10 protein-coding genes are annotated in these 18,005 nt (G+C 34.0%); 7 read left to right on the top strand and 3 right to left on the bottom strand.

Annotated elements, in window-relative coordinates:
* From ACFQ0S_RS06170 to ACFQ0S_RS06160, 3 genes are all read left to right on the top strand, one after another.
* On the top strand, nt 1-1,344 hold a 1,344-nt coding region (locus ACFQ0S_RS06170; protein WP_379819068.1), incomplete at its 5' end, for a T9SS type B sorting domain-containing protein.
* A gap of 57 nt (nt 1,345-1,401) precedes the next feature.
* Entirely contained in the window at nt 1,402-2,310 is a 909-nt protein-coding gene (locus ACFQ0S_RS06165; protein WP_379755134.1) for a PorP/SprF family type IX secretion system membrane protein, read from the top strand.
* A 12-nt stretch (nt 2,311-2,322) separates the two neighbouring features.
* Entirely contained in the window at nt 2,323-4,281 is a 1,959-nt protein-coding gene (locus ACFQ0S_RS06160) for an OmpA family protein (protein ID WP_379755131.1), read from the top strand.
* Nucleotides 4,282-5,310: 1,029 nt separating this feature from the next.
* On the opposite strand, the gene ACFQ0S_RS06155 is transcribed toward ACFQ0S_RS06160, so the two are convergent.
* Together ACFQ0S_RS06155 and ACFQ0S_RS06150 are read right to left on the bottom strand one after the other, a co-directional pair.
* Complete coding sequence (locus tag ACFQ0S_RS06155) at nt 5,311-5,562, bottom strand: hypothetical protein (protein ID WP_379755128.1); 252 nt, start codon at nt 5,560-5,562, stop codon at nt 5,311-5,313.
* 437 nt (nt 5,563-5,999) lie between these two features.
* On the bottom strand, nt 6,000-12,974 hold the full coding sequence (locus ACFQ0S_RS06150) for a T9SS type A sorting domain-containing protein (protein WP_379819067.1): 6,975 nt from the start codon (nt 12,972-12,974) through the stop codon (nt 6,000-6,002).
* Between the two features lie 599 nt (nt 12,975-13,573).
* Here ACFQ0S_RS06150 and ACFQ0S_RS06145 point away from each other — a divergent pair.
* The 4 genes from ACFQ0S_RS06145 (at nt 13,574) to ACFQ0S_RS06130 (ending at nt 17,342) form a co-directional block, all read left to right on the top strand.
* Entirely contained in the window at nt 13,574-14,812 is a 1,239-nt protein-coding gene (locus ACFQ0S_RS06145) for a hypothetical protein (protein ID WP_379755122.1), read from the top strand.
* Nucleotides 14,809-15,540: an SdiA-regulated domain-containing protein gene (locus ACFQ0S_RS06140; RefSeq protein ID WP_379755119.1), complete on the top strand. Its 732-nt coding sequence runs from the start codon at nt 14,809-14,811 to the stop codon at nt 15,538-15,540. Before ACFQ0S_RS06145 ends, ACFQ0S_RS06140 begins: the two co-directional genes overlap by 4 nt.
* Before the next feature lies 1 nt (nt 15,541).
* The gene (locus ACFQ0S_RS06135) at nt 15,542-16,717 is read left to right on the top strand and encodes a porin (protein WP_379755116.1); all 1,176 of its coding nucleotides are present in this window, start codon (nt 15,542-15,544) and stop codon (nt 16,715-16,717) included.
* Nucleotides 16,718-16,958: 241 nt separating this feature from the next.
* Nucleotides 16,959-17,342, top strand: coding sequence for a hypothetical protein (locus ACFQ0S_RS06130; protein WP_379819066.1), 384 nt, complete (start codon nt 16,959-16,961; stop codon nt 17,340-17,342).
* Nucleotides 17,343-17,687: 345 nt separating this feature from the next.
* Here ACFQ0S_RS06130 and ACFQ0S_RS06125 read toward each other — a convergent pair.
* A partial coding sequence (locus ACFQ0S_RS06125; RefSeq protein WP_379819065.1) for a T9SS type A sorting domain-containing protein occupies nt 17,688-18,005 on the bottom strand: 318 nt, incomplete at its 5' end.

Here is an 18,005-nt window from a genome sequence, read left to right as displayed (position 1 = left end):
ACTGGATTGGCTTGTTATGAGTCTGCTACTTTCAATACAACAACTTGTGATTGGGACGTAACTGGAACACAAATCATTGACAAACCAGTTTTAGCGGATGTATTAGGACAATGTACAGCAACTGCGGTAATTCCTTCTACAACAAATAACTGTGGAGAAACTATAATTGGTACTCCTAAAAATCCTTTAACATATAACATTGAAGGCGAGTATATAATCACTTGGGTTTTTGAAAGTGATGACAAAACCGTTTCTGTAACAGCAATTCAAAATGTAATTGTTAAAGATACTGAAGCTCCAATTGCTCCAACATTAGCACCTGTAAGAGGTCAATGTAGTGCTACTGTTAGAACACCAAGTACAACAGATGCTTGTGAGGGAACAATTATAGGGAAAACAGATGATGATGTAATTTATAATGCTCAAGGCACCTATGAAATTACTTGGACATTTACAGATAGTAAAGGAAATAGTTCAACTGCTAAACAAACTGTTATAGTAGATGAAACAAATCCTCCTACAGCTCCTATATTAGCACCAATAACAGGTTCATGCTCGGTAACAGCTACTGCGCCAAGTATTACTGATGGTTGTTCAAATAATGTTATTGTAGGTACAACAACTGATTCATTAACTTATAATGAAGAAGGTACATTCTTAATTACATGGACTTTTGACAACGGTAAAGGAAGTGTTTCTGCTCCTCAACAAGTAATTGTTACTGCTACAAATACTGATACAAATGGAAAACCTGGTTATGCAGAGTGTAATGCAGATATTGATTTATACAAACAAGATGATTATCCTGTTCTTAATTCTTTATTACCAGAAGGAACAGCTTCAGGTGGAACTTGGATTGATGAAATAAATCCATCTTCTATAGTTGATGTAAATGGAGAACAGAAATTTAACCCTTACCAAATTAATACAGGTAACTATGATTTAAAATATGTAATTACAGATGGCGCTTGTTCTAATACTGTTAAAGTAGTTTTGACTGTTGATGATGAGTGTGTACTATTACCAGCTTGTAATTTCTTAGTTCACAATGCTTTCTCTCCAAATGGTGATAATACTAATGAAGTTTTCATAATAGAAAACATAGATCAAACTGTTTGTTTCCCTACAAATACTGTAGAAATCTACAACCGTTGGGGAGTATTAGTTTTCGAAACTAATCAGTATGATAACAACACAAGAGTCTTTAGAGGAATCTCTGAAGGAAGAGCTACTGTTAATAAATCGGCTGAATTACCTACTGGAACCTACTTCTATATCATTCAATATACAGATGATAAAGGTGAGACATTCAAAAAAGACGGATATTTATACCTAACAAGATAACCAAACTCAAATCTAACTCCTGAGGGTTTACAACCCTCAGGTTAAAACAGGAATCTAATGAAAACAAAAATAGTATTTTTCGTACTGATGTTTACAGCTGTAGTAAGTCATGCACAACAAGATGCACAATTTACGCAGTATATGTACAACACCATCAATATCAATCCAGCATACGCAGGATCGAGAGGAGTTATGAGTATATTTGGATTGCATCGTACCCAATGGGTTGGATTAGATGGTGCACCGGTTACCAATGCATTATCATTAAACACTCCCATAAACGATAGTAATTTAGGCATAGGTTTGTCTTTTATAAATGATAGAATTGGCCCTACCGAAGAAAATGTAGTATCTGCAGATGTCTCTTACACCATTCAAACCTCAGAAAATTACAAATTATCATTTGGTGCAAAAGCAACAGGTAACTTTTTTAGTTTAGACGTTTCTAGATTAAATCCAGCTCAACAAGGCGATGCCCAGTTTCAAAATTTGAATAAATTTTCTCCTAATATTGGTGCAGGTATCTATTACCATTCTGATAAAAGTTATATAGGTTTATCTGTTCCTAATTTTATTGAATCAAAACAATATAATGCGGATGAAGTTGCTATCTTTAGAGAAAAAATCAATTACTATTTAATAGCGGGTCATGTTTTTGATTTGGATAGTGAGATTAAATTCAAACCTGCCCTACTTACTAAATTAGTAGAAGGCGCACCACTTCAAGTAGACGTATCTGCTAACTTCATGTTCAGTCAAAAATTTGTACTTGGGGCCGCCTATCGTTGGGATGCAGCAGTAAGTGCTTTAGCTGGATTTCAAGTGAGTGATGGTTTATATATAGGTTATGGTTATGACTTAGAGAGAACAAACTTAAAAAATTATAATAGAGGTTCTCATGAGATATTCTTACGTTATGAACTATTCAGCAACTTCAATAAAATTATATCCCCTCGATTCTTCTAAATCCGAAACATCATGAAAAATAAAGTAATCCTATTTATAACGTTTTTGAGTGTTTTATGCTCCGCTGGGCAGGCTCAAACTACTAAGGTAAAAAAAGCGAATAAAGAATACGACAAATTCGCCTATATAGATGCAACAAAAACCTACGAACGTATTGCTGAAAAAGGATATAAATCGGCCGATTTGTTTCAGAAATTAGCCAATGCCTACTACTTTAATGCTAATTTAGAAAAAGCTGCCAAATGGTATGGTGAGTTATTTGCAATGAACGAAGAAGTGGCTCCTGAGTATTATTACAGATATGCGCAATCGTTAAAATCTATTGGTGAATATGCAAAAGCTAACGAAATGTTAGTGCTTTTCAACAAAAAATCCAGTGAAGATTTAAGAGGTAAAATTTTTAATGACAAGCAAAATTATATGGATATCATTAAAGCCAATTCTGGCAGATACATTATAAAAGATGCTGGTATCAATTCGGCTTATTCTGATTATGGTAGTGCCTATGCTGGAAATAAATTAATTTTTACTTCTTCTCGTGACACAGGAAGCTTTTCTCAAAGAAAGCACAAATGGAGCAATCAATATTTTACCAATATGTATTCGGCTGATATTACTCCTAAAGATGCTCCTGGTGTTACTGAAGACAGTCTTACTGTTCCTGAAAAATTTGCTAAAAACATCAATTCTAGATTTCACGAATCAACACCTGTTTTTACTAAAGACGGACTAAGCATGTATTTTACCCGAAATAATTTTAATAATGGCAAAAAAGGGAAAGACGCTAATAAAATTACTTTACTGAAAATTTATAAAGCTACTTTAAAAGAGGGTAAATGGAACAATGCTCAGGAATTGCCCTTTAATAATGACGGTTATAGTGTGGCGCATCCAACATTGAGTGCTGATGAAAAAACAATGTATTTTGCCTCGGATATGCCCGGAACCTATGGGCAATCTGATATTTGGAAAGTGGCTATAAATACTGACGGAAGTTTTGGAACTCCTGAAAATCTTGGAGCCACTATTAACACCGAAGGAAAAGAGTCGTTTCCTCTTATTACCAATGAAAACGAATTGTATTTTGCCACTGATGGTCATCCTGGAATTGGTGGACTAGACATTTTTATGTCTAGAATGAACGCCGATGGATCATTCAAAGCACCTATTAATATTGGTGCGCCAGCAAACTCTCCCCAAGATGATTTTGCCTATTTAATTGACACTAAAACCAGAAAAGGATTTTTAACTTCGAACAGAGACGGAGGTAAAGGCTATGATGATATTTACAAATTCTTAGAAACAAGAAAACTGGTTTGCGAACAAGTTTTATCTGGAGTTGTGACTGATTTAGAAACGGGTGAAATTCTTGCTAACACTAAAGTTACTTTGCTGGATGATAAATTCAACACCATTAAAGAAGTATTTTCCGATGATAAAGGTTTTTACACTTTTGACGTAGAATGTGGCAAATCATATTACATTAGAGCCGAAAAAGAGTTGTATGAAACTAAAGAACAAAAAGTTACTATTCCTACTTCAAACGGAAAAACAGACTTCCCTATTCAGTTAGAGAAAAAAGTAAAACCTGTTACTGTTGGTGATGATTTAGCAAAAGCTTTTGGTATTAAGATTATCTACTTTGATTTAGACAAATGGAATATTAGACCCGATGCAGCACTTGAATTAGAAAAAATATTAGATGTCATGAAACAATATCCTAATATGAAAATTGATGTGCGTTCGCATACTGATAGTCGTCAAACGCATAAATACAATGAAAAATTATCTGATAGAAGAGCTAAATCTACTGTAGCTTGGTTGGTTACTAACGGAGTTGACGCTAGTCGTCTAATCGGAAAAGGATATGGTGAGACACTATTAGTAAACAAATGTGCTGATGGCGTGAAGTGCTCGGAAGAAGAACATCAAGCGAACAGAAGAAGTGAATTTATTATCACTGCATTGTAAAATTTAAATAAATTAATAAAAAAGCATCCTATTCTGGGATGCTTTTTTATTGAAAAGTGTCTTTTGTAATAGCTACAATCTATTCATCTTTATGAAAAACAACCAAAAAATTCGCAATGTAAAGTACACCTATAAAGACTACACCTTTCTTTTAAATTAAAAATTATTCGAAAAATAAATAAAAAGGAAATTATCAACATATAAAGGGCTATATCGATTTGAAATTGAGTATGTTTTGCTAATGCAGAATGAGACATCTAAAATATGGTTATTTTGATTGGTAAAATAAATCAATCTTATATATATCAAAATGTCCAGATCAAAAAATAAAGGGACTATAAACAAAAGTTAAATTCTATAAATCGGAAGGTGTTTTATATAACAACAAGCTTTTGTTGCCGATAAGACATACACCATCTTTGATATAATGATTGATATAATAAAAAAGAATATCAAATCGATATACAAAAAAACTCATCACCCAAACAATCGACCATTTTAAAAATGAAATACAAATAATATTTTTTTGCCTGTACCATATTCGAGCTAGATAAGTATATTTGCAGAAAGAATAAATGGAAGTTTGAAATAAGAATTTGGCATCTACAATTACTTTAATAAACTTCCTAATTATGAAACAAATAAAAAAACTGTGACAATTTTATAAGGAAAAAAAAAGCTAATGTGGTCAAAATAGTTTGTGATTTTTCATTTTAGATTAGTTAAATTACCACCGTCAAATTGAAGAGGACATTGAATCTTGGATCTGCTGAGGAGCAACCAATTAGCAATAGATTTGATACACATACGAAAAATGAGAAGCTGTCTCAGAACTAAAAATTGAAAATTTTACTAAGGATTTTTTAATAAATTTAAAAATTTATTGCTATATAGGTCAAAAGAGGTTTAATTTCTGAGGATTTTCTGTTAAAGAAAAAATAAAAATGAGGAAAACTCATAGTTTTGATACTCCTTCTTTTTTATGCATTTTTTGGTTTGTCCAATGCTAAAGAAAACCTACTTATAGATTTAATTTTTGTTATACAAAAACCATTTTAAAAAGTTATTGAGGTTGGCTAAACTTAATCCTCTATGAACATTCAAATTTCCTTTTAAATGTCCAAAAAACAATTCTAAAGAATTTGTTGTATTGGGTTTTTTGTCATCCTTTAAATAGAGAAACATATTGGGCAATACTTTTTTAATAGCTTTTATTGAAGATTTATCTCCGTCTGATGTGATGCTTTTTATTTTAATTCCTAGATTCAATAAATTCTGCAAGTCTTAAGTAATCTCTTCGAAATGTTCTCCATTGGTCATTCAATAAAGCAGCGTTAATCTTATATGAAAGTTTCTATAAACAACCAAACGGATATAATTTGGAAAATAGGTCCCATCCAGAACTAAATAAATTTCATCAGTATAACTAAATTCCAAAACAGGTGCCTTGCGTATCATTTTATAAAAATAACGCTGTAAAGTGCTTTTGTTGTAAACAGATACTCGGGAGATTTTATCAAAAGTATCTTTGCCAATTATCCAATTTTTGAATCAAATTCAAAAAAAATCATTTGTCTAAACATATGCTAATCCTAATAAAATGAACGAGTAGTGTAAGCAAATAAAAAAAACAGCACCAAAATCATTTTTGGTGCTGTTAGATTATTCTGTTTTGTCTAATAATATGTATGATTAATTAGACTAGTCTATTCTCTGATTTATCTTTTTACCATTCGAATCGATTTTACTTTATCGCCTTGAGATACAATAACATTGTATACTCCAGCTGGGTAATTACGACCTACTTCTAGAACACTTAGTTCTGATGCAGTAGCCTTACGAACATCTAGTTGTCTTCCTATCATATCGTATACTTTCATTTCTACTTGAGCGTCACTTGAACTCTCGATGTCTAAACTAAAGTGCGTTGCAAAAGGATTAGGGAATGCTTTTACGTTAAAGATGCTAGAAGTATTTGTGTCTGACATTCTAGAACTTGGAATAGTTAATTGACATATTGGTCCCCAATTATCTAAGAATACACCATTGTACTTAACATCTACTTGAACAGTATATACTTTACCTGTTCCTATCATTCCACCAGTTACAGTTGATGCAGCAAAATAAATATTTGGCGATTCTATTTCTGCTATTGTTGTTCCATCAGAAATTCTAAATTTATACGCTTCTGCATAAAACACAGTTCGAGCCATAACTACAAATCTTGTAGTCGTGTTTATGTTACAATGTTGTGCTACTAAAGAAGTTTGTGGCACACTTGGTGTGGTTATAGTACAGGTTTCTGTTGGTTCAATCCAAATACCCCCACTAAACGCTCTTACACTAACAGTATACTGTGTATTGTATCTTAAATTAGGAAAAGTAGTAAGATTGATAGCGATAGATGTTGAAGTCCTTGCTTGATTATATCCTCCTGGGCCAGTAATTCTAAACTCATAATTTGTAGCTAAATGAACAGGGTCGCACTGAATGTTAGTGTTCATGCTTGCTACTGTTTGGTTACAGAACCAAGGTGATCTTAACTTAGTAGGTAAAACTGTTGGCTCGTTTGGTGTACGTGCTGTACAGCTAGGTCCGTAAGCTAACCAAGTACCATCTATGAAAAGGGCTACTCGGAAACTGTAGTTTTTAGCCCAATTGAATCCACGGTTGGTAGGATGATCAAAAGTAAAAGCTGCTGGATTAAAAGTAAAATTACCGCTTGTAACAACTCTAACAACATTTGCCTCATCTGTTACCTCGAAACGATATTGCGTAGCTCCAGCAACGGGATTACATTGAACAATTTCATTTAGGAAACGAAATGTTTTTCCACAAAAATTATCTCGTAATTGTGTTACTAATGTTAATGGCGCTTCTGTAATACTTACCACTAAAGCCGTTGCACCACTAGATGGACTTATAGTATTAACTCCTGATGGCCATATACCATTTGTATCTGTTGCAGGAGTACCTACTGTTCCACTACCATCACTTAACCCAAATTGTTGAATTCTTCTCACTCCGTTTGCTAATGTATTTGGAATGATTGTTCCCCAAGCACCTGCAACTCCTTCTACACTTGTAGAATAAAAACTAGCATAACTATTTGCTGTAGTGTTTGCTACTCCATCACTTTCTACTGTAGTACCACTTATTGGTCTTCCAGTACCAGCAGTATTGTCCCACAACATTACGAAGTTTTTAGGGGTAGCGTAACTTGTACCTCGAATAGCAGTTCCTACATTAGCACCCGTAGTACCTAAATTAATAGCTGTAACCGTATTAGTAGTAGTTAATCGTGTTGCAATAGTTGTACCAACACCACCATCATTTAAAATAATACGCATTTTTACAGAAGTTCCAGGTGTAAATCGTGTAGCATTCCCTGATGGTTCAGTAATAAACCAACCGGTGTATGAACCTGTATTGTCTGTTGTAAATGTTGCATAACTACCCGCACTTGATAAACCTGGACTAGTAGTTCTAATAAAATTTCCTGACTGTGTTGCAAAAATACAATTACCAGCTCCATTAGAAGTAGCAAGTTCAGTTGTCGCAACTACTGAATTATAATATCTATACGTTGCATTAGGCAACAAATTAGAAAGAGTTGCTCTATAAGCATAAGGAATTCTATTTGTATTTGTAGAGGCATTACCTTGTATAAACTGCGGTAAGAATACCTCAGTTAATGCTGGAGAAACTGTAGGAGTTGCAACAACATCTGTAGTACCAGCAGACCATAAACTACCGTTTCTTGTAAAAATTTTAAAGCTGTAGGCAGTACCAGTTGTCAATCCTGTTACGGTTTGAGGGGAAGTGGTTCCTTTATAAACTACTCTTCCGTTTCCTAAAACACTACCAGTAGTGAAATTAAGAGTAGAAGTGTATGCACTTCCATCACCAGTTGGAGTACCTGAATTTGAAGCAGGGGCAACAACAATCATAATCTCATCATAACAACCCGTTGCTGGCAGAACAAATTCTACGCTGACTTGACCTACTAAACCAACAGCCGTTGCAACAAGCCCTGTAGCATTTGAAGGAGTAGAAGCCACAATAGTTTGAGTGCCAGATGCACTGCCACTTCCGGTTGGAGTTCCTAATGTGAAAGTTAAATCAGTATCTGCAATTGCATTTACGCTAATTGTGTTTCCAATAGTAGTAGCACAAGGTAAATCAGTTGTTAAATAAAGATAAGCAGTACCGGTAGGAATAGTTTGAGCAAAACTAGAGAAAGTTTGCACACCAGCATCTAACAAAGTAGTTTTAGTAGCCAACAATGTAGAAGTATTAGTAGCAAATGTCGAAGACGTAGAATACCATAACTTAAAGTTAGTAACATCAGCTGGAACATAAGTACCACTAGTAGTAAATGTTGCTGAAGTCAATGAAGCCGAAGTTACTGTAACGGCTACATTTGCTCTATAAATTACATTATTCACTGTTCCGTCATTTACGTTTGCAGCCGCAATTGTTGCACTCGATAAAGCAATTGAAGGCTCTAAAATCCCTAAAGTTACTGTACCACCAGTAGCAATTGCGTTAGTGTCGATAGTTGCATTACTTGCGAAAGTAAAAGCAGCATTTCCTAAAGCAGGAATAATAATTGTATTTCCAGAACCTGTCAAACCAAAATCAGCAATAATCCAAAAATAACGATTACCAACCGCACAAGCTTGAGCCAAACCAGTAAATGTTATTGTTGATCCACTAGCCAATGCAGTAGCATTTACTGTACTTAAAGCAGTTCCTCCAGGGAAAGATGTTGATGTTGATGTAAACAATTTAAAGTTAGCTACATTGCCCGCAACAAACGTCCCGCCAACCGTAAACGAAATGGAATTTAAAGTAGTAGCAAAGTTTGACGCATTTACTCTAAAATTTGAAACAATGTTATCCGTAGAATTTAAGTTCTCCGTACTTGCAGTGGTTTGAGTAATTCCTGTATGATCTAGTATCACAGAAGAACAATTCAATCCTGCATCTGTATTTGAAATTACAATTTCTGCTGTTCCTCCTGCTGGATTCACAGTATTTATTGAACCTGTTGTCCAAATACCGTCTGCATCAGTAGCAGAACAAATAACATCACCACCGTTTGCAAAAGCACGAGTTTCAATTCGTCTTACACCATTGGCTAACGTGTTCGGGATAATAGTACCCCAAGCACCTGCAACTCCGTTTACACTAGTTGTAAGAAATGAAGGATAACTACCTACACTACCATTACCATCATTTTCAATAAATGTAGCAGCAAGCGGTCTTCCTGTTCCTGCTGTATTATCATACAAACAAACAAAGTCTTTTGCATTTGCTAATGATGTACTTCTAATAGCTGTACCGTTGTTTGCACCAGCAGCATTAACTAAATTAATAACTGTAGATGAACTTGTAGTAGTAGCAATTCTGTCTACAAGAGTACCATTGTTACCATCATTCAATAGTATTCTGAAAAATACTTGATTACCAGGAACAAATCTAGTAGCATTACCTGTTGGTTCGGTGATAAACCAACCCGTATAACTTCCGGAACTATTTGCTGTAAATGTTCCATAAGTACCAGCTGTTGATAATCCAGGTGTTGAAGTCTGTACAAAATTAGCTGACTGAGTAGCTCCTACATAAATAATATTTCCAGCACCACTAGAAGTAGCACTATCAGTAGATATAACAGGTTGATTATTATAACGGTAAGTAGCATTTGCAGTCAATCCTGTAAGAGTTACACAATAAGCAGTAGGAATACGGTTATTGTTAGTACCATTTACACCTTGCATATATTGTGGAATAACCACTTCAGTTAATGAACTAATAGTATAAGCTCTAGCCGAAACTTCAGTACCTGCTGACCAGGTCGAATTGTATCTTGTAAATATTTTTATAAAATAACTAGTACCGTTTGTAAAACCGGTTAAGGTTTGAGGAGAAGTAGTTCCTTTATACATTACAAAACCACCTCCAAATGCTGTACCTGAAGTAAAAGCTGCATTAGCAGTATATAAACTTCCGTCTCCAGTAGGAGTTCCTGAAATAGTTGCTGTAGAAGCCACAACCATAATCTCATCATAACAACCTGTTGCTGGAGCAGTCCAAACTGCATTAATTTGACCCGCAGTACCATTACCAACAGAGGTATTAGTAGCAACATTAGATGGAGTCGTAGTACCAGCACTAATAGTTTGTGCACCACCTGCTGTAAAGACACTTCCAGTTGGAGTTCCTGAAGCAAATGTAAAATCAGTAGTAGCAGTTGCTGTAACGTTTATTGTAGCTCCAATTGTTGCATAACAAGGAACATCAGCCGTTAGATACAAATAACCTGTTCCTATAGCAACAGATTGTGATAACCCGCTAAATGATTGTAAACCAGCTCCTATTGAAGATGTTTTAGTAGCTAACAAAGTAGCTGTACCTGAATTGAAAGTAGCATTTGTAGCATACCACAATTTTAAATTAGTGATATCAGAAGCAATGTAAGAACCTGCAGTTGTAAATGCAGCACTCTCTAATACAGCATTAGCATCGGTTACTGTAAAGTCAGCACGATACAATACATTGTTTGTAGTATTTTGATTAATAGAAGCAGCACCAATTGTACCGTTTGCCAATGCAATTAATGGTGTAACTTGTGAAATGGTTTGATCATTTGCACCAGCAGCTACAGGATTGGTTCCTGTTTTTGTACCAATAGCAAAAGTTAGATTATCAAAACTAGTTGAAGCCAAACGAATGGTGTTTGCCAAAGTAGCCGTTCCGCTAATACTTGCAGTTACTAAAATATAACCAGTAGTGCCTACAGCGATATTTTGCGACAAACCGCTTACTCCAACTGAATTTCCACTTGCTACAGCTGCTTGATTACTGCCTAATTGGGTAGCGCCAGTTAATGAGTTTTCAGTAGGATTGAACCAAAATTTGATATTCGTTAAATCCGATGTACTATAAGTTCCTGCTGTATTTACTGTTACAGCATTTAAAGTTGCTGATGAGGCTGTCACCGCACAAGCAATTCCACCTATTATATTGTCAGCACTTCCTTGATTTATATTTGAAGCTACAGGATGTGCAGCACTTAATGCCATACTAGGACTTGCTGGCGAAAAAGCCACTCCTTTTATAGTAGTTCCCGCTGGTGCAGTGTACAAGATAACATTGTTTGCAGGTGTTACGCTTATTGTCGTATTATGAGCAGCAGTGTCTGTTATTTTTATAATGCTATTAGCTGCAGTTGCTCCCGTACCTGTTGAAATATACAACTCAGCACCTGTGCCACTTTTTTTAGCACTAAGACCAAAACCTCCAAAAGTAGTTGTATAAGAACCATTTGCAACCCACGAACCAGTTACTAAAGAATATTTTGAAACTGTACCAGCAGTTGCCGATGTAGTTGACAAAATATACAAAACATCGAAAGTACTTCCGTTAGTTCCTGAAGAAATAAGATAAAAATCTTGCATATTTGTATTTCCATTTGGAAGACCAGAAAGAGCGGTATAAGTACCGCTAGTTGCAGCCGATATTATTCCAACTGGCGGTGCAGTTGTAGAACCGGTAAAGGCGTACATCGTACCTCCAAAAGCTTTAACCCCTCTAATATTTCCAGCTGGGCTAAACGCAGATGCACTATTTGTAAAAAAACCATTTTGATCTCCAATAAACCAATTGGTATTATTAATGCTTGAAGCACCTCTAGCTTGTTGTCCGCTAGTTCCGGTGTAGGTAGTAGCTCTATTAAATGCTCCTAAAGCATCATAGGTTACAACCGCTCTTGAAGTAATAGTGTTTGCATTTGTAGCAGAACCGCTAACGGTACTATTATGAGCCGGAAAAGAAAGCAAAGAACCATCGTTAGTATTGGCTAAATAAGCGGTTGAAGAGGCACTTCCTGAAACTCTTATAGCATTTGTTCCTGACGGAGTTCCTACATTGTATACAGTAGGAGTTTGCGCAGCCGTTGTAGTATTTACTTCTACAATAGCCGCAGAAGTATTGTTAGCTCCACTATTTACCGCCACAAGACCTATAATATTACCGGTAGTAAATGTGGGTGTTGCTGGCACAATAGCAAACGATCCTGCCGAAGGAGCTGCTGTAACACTACCACCTTTAGTCCCTGATGAAAAAGTAAAAGCAGTATTTGCTATAACAGGCATTGCAATGGTTCTACCCAAAGTAGCTCCCGATGCCACATCGGCAGTTATCCAAAAATGGTGCGTTGCTACTGTAAGTGAATACCCTAAAGTATTAAATGTTAGAGTCTCTCCAGAGCCTGTAGCAGCAGGAGTTAACGTTTTCAACAAAGTTGCTGCTGCAAAATCAGTTGTTGCGCCCCCATACAATTTAATGCTAGTAATATCCGAAACAGTATATGTTCCTGTTGTTGTAGCAACAATGTCAGTAAGATTTCCCGTACTGACGGTTCTAGCAATTTGAAATTGAGAAATAACCTGCGTTGTTCCTCGAGACAACCCTCCAATATTAATTTGGTTGGCAGAGGCAACAGTGCTCACTTGAGCATACCCTACAGTTCCTAATACCAAAAATAGCATTGGTAATAAGAACTGCCTAAATTTTCCTAGAAACGGCTTCGACTTTCTAGTCGTACTGTTTCTATTACTGGTATCAGATAACTCTATGTTAGAGCATACCTTCAAACCAATGTTCGAATTAAGTAAGTTTGATTTCATTTGTTTAAAATTTTAAGTTTTTGAAATGCAAAAATATTTTTAATAATGCCTTCTTAAGATAAATTAATATTATTGAAAAGTTAAGAAATTGTATTCATGCATATTGTCGTTATTTAGATACGTTTAGTCGATTATTTTAAATATAATGTATTGATTTTTATTTGTTTGTAGGATTAATAAGAATTCCTTAAAATGGTTCGTTTTATATTTTTTGAAGGGGAGAATTCAGAAAAATATAATGTTACAAAATTGAAATCACTTGAAAGAAAGTAGGACTTATCGTGTTTAATGAGGAAATGAAATAATTACCCAATAATTTTTTTGTATTGATAAAAAAATAACAGTTTTTGTGATAAAAAAATATTTTTCGAAAAACGATTACAAGATTATAAATAAGCAGGATATGTCAAAATAGTTATTTTTAATAAAGGAGGCAACAACGACTTATTTTTTAAAATAATATTTTTTATACTTTAATTGCAAGATTTTGAGTCTAATGTAAATTAAAAGTTAATAGTAATTAAAAAAAATTACAAATTGTTAACATGTAACTTTTCTTTATAAAGTGAAAGCATGGTTTCTTTGCAAAAAAAATAAAAATGAAAATAACATTCCTTTATTTTAGTTTTCTTTCACTGTTATTTTGCTCTTGCACCACTGATAGAGAAATTATTACCAAGACAGACACCATAATTATAGATCCAAATAGTGAACTTATTTACTATTGGAATTTTAATTTAGATTTGGCAGAAGTTACCGAAGTTCCCCCAAATTATTCATCATCAAATACTTTAGTTGCTAAAATTACTTATCCAGGAATAGGTGGGATAATGGATATTGACTCGGACGGATATGTTACGAATGCAAGAAATAATGATCCTGCCGAAAATCTTTTAAAAGTAAGAAATCCGAGTAATACCAAAAATCTTGTTCTGGATTTGCCAACAACAGGTTACAATAAAATAGTACTGCAATTTGCCACCGCAAGAAGCAATAATGGTGCTAATATTCAAAATTATACTTACACTATTGACGGAACAAATTATACAAACACAGGATTGATCAAAACAGCTCATAATCCAAAAGCAGATCTTACGCCACCACTTCCTGATGTAGATTTAGTGACTTTAGATTTCTCAAGTATACCAGCTGTTAATAATAATCCTAATTTTAAAGTAAAAATAGAATTTGCTGGGGATGCAGCAACTGGAATAACAGGAAACAATCGTTTTGATAATATTACTTTAGTAGGAGTTCCAGCTACATTAGTGGTGGTTGATCCAAATTTATATTTATTTCAGTATTGGAATTTCAATAATTTGCCTGCTGGCGAAATCACTTCGCCAATACTTCCTGATGCTTCATTAATTACTGCCAATACTGCAAACATCACTTATATAGGAACTGGTGGAATTTTAGATCCTGTTACGCCCGGAAATGCTTTAAACGCTCAAAACGGTGATGCAGAAGGCTTTGGTTTAAGAACTAGAAATCCTAGCAATGCTAAAGAACTCTTGATTAAAACTTCTTCTATAGGATACAAAAATATAATACTGAAATTTGCAACAGCAAAAAGTTCCGCCGCTGGAGCATCAACACAAAATTATTCGTACAGTTTAGACGGAACTACATTTATTACAACAGGACTTGCCGTTACCACATTTAGCCCAAATATAGAACCTATTTATGACATCGTAACGTTAGATTTTTCAAAAATTATAGGAGCCAACAATAATCCAAATTTTACTGTCAAAATATCTTTTTCAGGTCCAGAAACTTTTAATACAACTGGTAATAATCGTTTTGATAACTTCACTTTACAAGGAAATAAACTATGATAACTTTAAAAAAACGATATGCGGTTTTTGTTGTTCTTTTTTCATTTTGTATTTCGGCACAAAAAACTACAACAATCAAACCAACTAAATTTGTAGCAACAGCTATTCCTGAGCCTTCAGACATTTGTTATAACTCAAATTCTGATACCTTTTTTGTGATAAGCGATGATGGCGTTTTATTTGAAACCGATTTATCGGGAAAAATAATTCGCAGTAGTAAAGAAAATGATGCCGACTTTGAAGCTATTTATGCTGACGATACCTATGTATATGCCATAGACGAAAGACATCGCAAAATTTATACATACAATCGAACTTCTTTACAAAAAAGCAAAACTATGACGGTGCCTTTTGGTGGTGGAAGAAACAGAGGTTATGAAGCATTTACTTATAATAAAGTTACAAACACATTTGTATTAGTTGTAGAAAAAGACCCGATAACACTTTTAGAATTGGATGCGGACTTTAATATCAAAAATGAAGTTAATTTATCTAAAATTGCTAGAGACATTGCCGCAGCTTCATTTCATGATGGGTTTTTATGGTTGTTAAGTGATGAAGACAGGATGGTTTTAAAATTAAATCCAATTTCGTACGAAGTTACTGCAAAATGGAAATTACCGGTTATAAATCCGGAGGGATTAGCATTTGATAAAGATGGAAATCTAATTATAACATGCGATGACATGCAACGAATCTACTATTTCAGTAATCCAGATAAACAATAAAATGAAACCAATTTTACTAGCAACAGCAGTATTCTTATTTTTGGGTAAGACAAATGCTCAGGTTACCATTTCAAACGGCAAACATATTATAGAAATTTCTGGAAGTATTTCGACGTATTATAATAATCGTCAATTAAAGTTTGGCGAAGAAGATAAAAATAAAAATCGGTTCAAACTTCGTGATGCACAATTGGATATTGAAGGTCGTGTTGGTAGTGACTACGAATACAATCTTAAGCTTGATTTTGCAGATATGGCAGCCAATAATTCTGGTGTAGAAATCGATCCTGAAAATCCAGGTTTGATGGAAGCGACTATAAAATATAAAGGATTTCAATTTCTTGATGTTGAAATGGGATACGGAAAAGTGTATTATTCTAGAAGTTCAATGAATCCGTTCAATTATTCTCCTTATTGGCAAAGAGCAGAATTATTAAGAGGCTCTATCTTTTCTAGACGAGATGTAGGTGCTACTTTAATGAAAAATTTCTGGAAACAGAGAGCTAACATCTACATTGGTGCTTATACCGGATTGGGTGAATTATCTTTAACAGGAGATAATGATCCTAGTGGTCAATTAGAATACATTGGCCGTTTTGATATTGCTTATCCGTCAAGATATCGCTATAGAGAAATTGACGATAGAGTTACTCCAATACCGATGTTCTCTCTAGGTCTCAACGGACGATTTATGAACAAAAAACTACCTGCTGGAGAAGATTTTCCTACCAATGCTCTTGGCGAATATGGCATAAAAGTAATCGATGGAAAAAGATATGTTTACGGATTGGATGCTTCTTTTCAATATATGGGGTTCTCTGGTCAATTTGAAATCCATCAAGTTAGATCTGAACCACAAAATGAAAACAATCCGTTATTTCAAAATTTCACATCGCAACAAACCAAAGGATATGTACTTTCGGGAGGTTATATCGCACAAGCCAATTATTTTATCAAAAACATAAAAACCATTGTTTCTGCGCGATATGAAGAATTAGATTTGAATGATTTGGTAAAAGGAAGATCTGAACGTTTCTCTACCGCTATCGCCTATCAAATGAATGGTTATAATGCGATGATTAAATTTCAGTATTTCAACATTATAAAAGAAGAAAGTATTGATCCTTTAAAGTGGGACGAGCAATTTAGATTAGGAATGCAGTTTCAGTTTAAATAAGGGTCAGCCAGAAATTTTTTTAACGCTGTTTAAAAAAAACGCTATACAAGTTTATAGCGTTTTTTTATGGAATTTTTTTCAACGAATTAAAAAATAGTTCTTCAATACTTTGAATTAAATTTAAAATTATTGAAATCAAAAACTTAACATTGGTGTATATATTTATTAAGTAAATTTGTTAACTTAAAATTTACAATTAAATAACATTAAATTTATGATACGAAGATCCGTCAAAAAACCATTGGAAAATAGTGAAGAAAATAAGAAGAATATTATTCAGGAAAACACTGAAGAAAAAATAAATGAAACCACTCCTGCAGAACAAGAAAATTCTGAAGAAGCTAGTGAAGAAATTCGACCTGAAAGTGTTGAAGAAATAGCTGAATTAAATGAAGAAGTTACGGTAGAAAATATTGATACCGAAACCAAAATTGTCAAAAAAAAATTAACAAAGGCGAAAAAAGACGAAAAAGTAAAATCTAAAGAGAAAAAAGAAAAAGCTAAGAAAAAAGAAAAGGCAAAAAAAGCGAAACAAAAAGAGAAGGAAAAGGAAAAAGCAAAGGCTAGAAAAGAAAAAGCGAAACAGAAAGCTAAAAAAGAAAAATCTAAAAAGAAGAAAAAATAGTTTTTAAAAAAGATTATGACACTATCCTTTAAAATTACTAGTTTTAGATTTTTTAAATAATAAGTATTTAGAAAAAATTCTTTAACGAAATAGAAATCTCTTGAAATATCTAAGAATTATTGTATTTGATGGGTAATCAATATAATTTTCCCGCAATAAAAGGGTAGTATCCCATAAAGTGTGTAAGTAAAAAATATTATTGGAAAAAAATCACACTTTATGGGATACTACCAATTTTTTGAAAAACGCTCACAAGATTATAAATAGTACACGCATCATCTAACTTCAATCTATAAAAAAACCGCCCCAATATGGGACGGCTTCTACATTAATAGATTTTAAATATTATCTTTTAACCATTCGTAATGATTTGACTTTTTCTCCTTGAGATACAATAATATTGTATACTCCAGCTGGGTAATTACGACCTACTTCTAGAACACTTAGTTCTGATACAGTAGCCTTACGAACTTCCAATTGACGTCCTATCATATCATACACTTTCATCTCTACTTGAGCGTCGCTTGAACTCTCGATGTCTAAATTAAAGTGCGTTGCAAAAGGATTAGGGAACGCTTTTACGTTAAAGATACTAGAAGTATTTGTGTCTGACATTCTAAAACTTGGAATAGTTAATTGACATGTTGGGCCCCAATTTTCTAA

The sequence above is a fragment of the Flavobacterium myungsuense genome, assembly GCF_042677265.1.
Classification (GTDB): Bacteria; Bacteroidota; Bacteroidia; order Flavobacteriales; family Flavobacteriaceae; genus Flavobacterium; species Flavobacterium myungsuense.
This window is presented reverse-complemented; position numbering and strand designations above follow the sequence as displayed.

Bases quoted from the DNA above. Each gene is read 5' to 3' on its own strand.
- ACFQ0S_RS06165 (WP_379755134.1), top strand. From the start codon at position 1,402: ATGAAAACAAAAATAGTATTTTTCGTACTGATGTTTACAGCTGTAGTA.
- ACFQ0S_RS06160 (WP_379755131.1), top strand. From the start codon at position 2,323: ATGAAAAATAAAGTAATCCTATTTATAACGTTTTTGAGTGTTTTATGC.
- ACFQ0S_RS06150 (WP_379819067.1), bottom strand. From the start codon at position 12,974: ATGAAATCAAACTTACTTAATTCGAACATTGGTTTGAAGGTATGCTCT.
- ACFQ0S_RS06145 (WP_379755122.1), top strand. From the start codon at position 13,574: ATGAAAATAACATTCCTTTATTTTAGTTTTCTTTCACTGTTATTTTGC.
- ACFQ0S_RS06140 (WP_379755119.1), top strand. From the start codon at position 14,809: ATGATAACTTTAAAAAAACGATATGCGGTTTTTGTTGTTCTTTTTTCA.
- ACFQ0S_RS06135 (WP_379755116.1), top strand. From the start codon at position 15,542: ATGAAACCAATTTTACTAGCAACAGCAGTATTCTTATTTTTGGGTAAG.